General features: G+C 44.4%; 3 protein-coding genes. All 3 read left to right on the top strand.

Annotation, left to right across the window (positions count from 1 at the left end):
* The first annotated feature begins 27 nt into the window (after positions 1-27).
* The gene (locus DDR33_RS05840) at positions 28-639 is read left to right on the top strand and encodes a fumarylacetoacetate hydrolase family protein (RefSeq protein ID WP_109414812.1); all 612 of its coding nucleotides are present in this window, start codon (positions 28-30) and stop codon (positions 637-639) included.
* Positions 626-2,362 carry a M23 family metallopeptidase gene (locus tag DDR33_RS05845; protein ID WP_238387685.1) on the top strand — a complete coding sequence of 579 codons (1,737 nt, stop codon included), beginning with the start codon at positions 626-628 and terminating at the stop codon, positions 2,360-2,362. The genes DDR33_RS05840 and DDR33_RS05845 overlap by 14 nt, the downstream gene beginning before the upstream one ends.
* A 3-nt stretch (positions 2,363-2,365) precedes the next feature.
* Positions 2,366-2,819 (top strand): thioredoxin-dependent thiol peroxidase (gene bcp, locus DDR33_RS05850; protein WP_109414813.1); only part of this gene is annotated, 454 nt, incomplete at its 3' end.

Consider the following 2,819-nt stretch of genomic DNA (forward strand, 5'->3'; position numbering starts at 1 on the left):
ATTCAAAACTAATCTTACTTTTGCCTTATGAAGATCATTGCAATTGGAAGGAATTATGCGGAACATGCAAAAGAGTTAAATAATCCTGTTCCTTCGAAACCTGTTATCTTTATGAAGCCGGATACGGCGCTGTTAAAAGATAACAAACCATTCTATCACCCGGATTTTTCATCTGACATTCATCATGAGATCGAGATCGTATTAAAAGTAAGCAAAGAAGGAAAGCATATCTCTGAGAAATTTGCGGGGAACTACTTTGACGAAATCGGGCTGGGTGTAGACTTTACCGCACGGGACATTCAAAAGGAGCATAAAGAGAAAGGTTTGCCATGGGAACTGGCCAAAGCTTTTGATAATTCCGCTCCGGTTAGCACCTTTATCTCTAAAAATGATTTCCCGGATCTTTATAATATCGGCTTCAGTCTCAGTGTAAACGGAAATATTAAGCAAGAAGGCAACACAAAAGACCTTCTTTTTTCGTTTGAACGGTTGATTGCATTTGTCTCACAATATATAACCCTGAAAAAGGGCGACCTGATATTTACCGGTACTCCTCCCGGAGTCGGCAAAATCAGCATCGGAGATAAGCTTTCGGGGTATATTGAAAACGAAAAACTTCTGGATTTTGAAATTAAGTAGAACTGGCAGGTTAAGAAACATATTATTTACATCTATTTCACTTTTAGTTGCAGGCAGTACCTTTTCCCAGGAAATCACGGTTTCCGGTACTTATCCTAAAACAGATTTCATTCCGCCTTTGGATCTTTCGCCATCGCTGGCGGGGTCTTTCGGAGAGATAAGAGGCGGGCACTTCCATTCGGGACTGGATTACAGAACGAATCAAAGGGAGGGATACCCGGTCTATGCCGTCGCCGACGGCTTCGTGTCGCGGCTCCGTGTACAGGTCGGAGGTTTTGGAAACGCTCTTTATATCGGCCATTCCAACGGTTATACCACAGTTTATGCACACTTGCAGCGCTTTAGTCCCCGGATTGCCAGGATAGTAAAAGATTATCAGTACAGAAAGCAATCCTTCGATGTAGATTTCCCCCTGCTGCCGATTGAAATTCCGGTAAAAAAGGGAGAAATAATAGCATGGTCGGGAAATACGGGCGGTTCGGCAGGGCCGCATCTTCATTTTGAGATCAGGGACAGCAGAACGGAAGAAACCATCAACCCACAGTTGTTCGGACTGGAAGTTCCCGACCGGATAAAGCCCACCATTGAAGGACTTTATATGTACCGCCTGAATGGCCTTCCGTTTAATGAAAATACCACAAAACAGTACTTCAGGCTGAGCGGCTCCAACGGAAATTATAGGTTAGATCAGTCACCTGTGATTAATTTCAGCGGCGAAGTAGGCTTTGGGATCATTACCTACGATCTGCAACCTGCAGGTAATAAAAACGGAGTGTATTCCATTGAATTAAAAATGGATAGCACCACCATCTTTCTGTCGGCACTCGAACGTTTTGCATTCAGCAACAGCCGTGCGGTAAATTCCCATATCGATTATCCAACACTCCTAACCTCGGGCAGGACGATTCAAAAGAGTTTTATCGAGCCTGGGAATCCGCTGAGCATCTATAAAACAGCCGTAAACAGGGGAATCATTAATACCCGGGATAATAACATCCACAACATGCAATACATCGTGAAGGATGCAAAGGGCAATACCAGTACGATCAGTTTCCGCATCAAATACAACCCGGGATCAGTCATCGCAAACACAGAAAAGCAGGGAGTAAAGAAATTCTTATACAACCAGGTCAACGAATACAGCTCGGGCCAGATGAAGGTTGTGCTACCCAAAGGGGTGCTATACAGCGATATCAATTTATATTATGACCGGTCTCCGCGGCGCAAGGGCACATACTCGGAAATACATAAGCTCCATACCCGGCTGATCCCTCTTCATAGTAATTATGATCTTTGGATTAAACCAGACTCGAGCCTGCCTGCCAATCTCTATAATAAAGCCGTCATCGTTGATACGCGGGGAGCTTCGCACGGTGGAGTATTCGACAGTGGATTCATAAAAGGACGCCCCCGGGTATTCGGCGAGTTCTATATAGCGCTGGATACCATAGCACCTGTTATCCGCCCGGTCAATATAACTGATGATAAGCAGATGGCGGGAATCAGCAGGATCAGCTTCAGAATTTCTGACAACCTTTCAGGCATCCGTTCCTTTACAGGAACAATTGACGGGCAATGGGTGTTAATGGAATACGATCCGAGAAACGGTAGTTTATGGCACGCTTTTGAGGATACACTTCCAAAAGGCAAACATCATTTTCAGTTGCTTGTAACAGACATGATGATGAATTCAAGAACGTATAACGCTACTTTTTACAGATAAACTATGGCAGAATTAAAAGAAGGAGATAAAGCTCCTGATTTCTCAGCAAAAGACCAGAACGGAAAGCTGGTTTCATTAAGTGATTACAAAGGTCAGGATGTCATCCTCTATTTCTATCCCAAAGATGACACGCCCGGATGTACAGCCGAAGCCTGTAATTTCAGGGATAACTACCAGTCGCTTCAGGCGCAGGGATACGTGGTGATAGGCGTAAGTACAGACGACGAAACCTCCCATCAGAAATTCGCCAGCAAATACCAGCTGCCATTTACCCTGATCTCCGACGACGAAAAAAAGATCGTAGAGGCGTATGGAGTATGGGTAGAGAAAAACATGTACGGCAAGAAGTACATGGGTACAGCACGAAAAACCTTCGTGATAGGAAAAGACGGAACCATCCGGAATATCATCCACAAAGTCAATACCGCAGAATCTTCCAAACAGGTACTGGAATTGT

The organism is Pararcticibacter amylolyticus, assembly GCF_003130405.1.
Lineage (GTDB): Bacteria > Bacteroidota > Bacteroidia > Sphingobacteriales > Sphingobacteriaceae > Arcticibacter > Arcticibacter amylolyticus.